At 70.2% G+C, this 258-nt stretch carries 1 protein-coding gene; it reads right to left on the reverse strand.

What is annotated here, in order from left to right:
- The coding region (locus SB660_RS21810) for a thioredoxin domain-containing protein (protein ID WP_410584521.1) at positions 1–258 on the reverse strand (258 nt) is incomplete at both ends.

Below are 258 nucleotides of genomic sequence, written 5' to 3' on the forward strand. Positions count from 1 at the left end.
GGACGCGGATTTGACCAGATCCACGTCCCCACCCGCCGGCAGTGCGGCCAGCGTCCCGAGCGGCACCGTCAGAAAGGCCAGCGATGCCAGCCAGGCGCGCAGCACGCCCGCATCGAACGGCCAGTCCAGTTCGCGCGCCCCGGCCGCGTCGCGGAGCACCGGCACACGCGTGCCATAAACTGTTTCCAGGTCGTCATCGCCGTCGATGAACACGCTTTCGAACGCCGGCGACCGTGCCTGCGCCATCGCCTCGAGGGC

Source organism: Bacillus sp. SIMBA_005, assembly GCF_046535585.1.
Classification (GTDB): Bacteria; Bacillota; Bacilli; order Bacillales; family Bacillaceae; genus Bacillus; species Bacillus pumilus.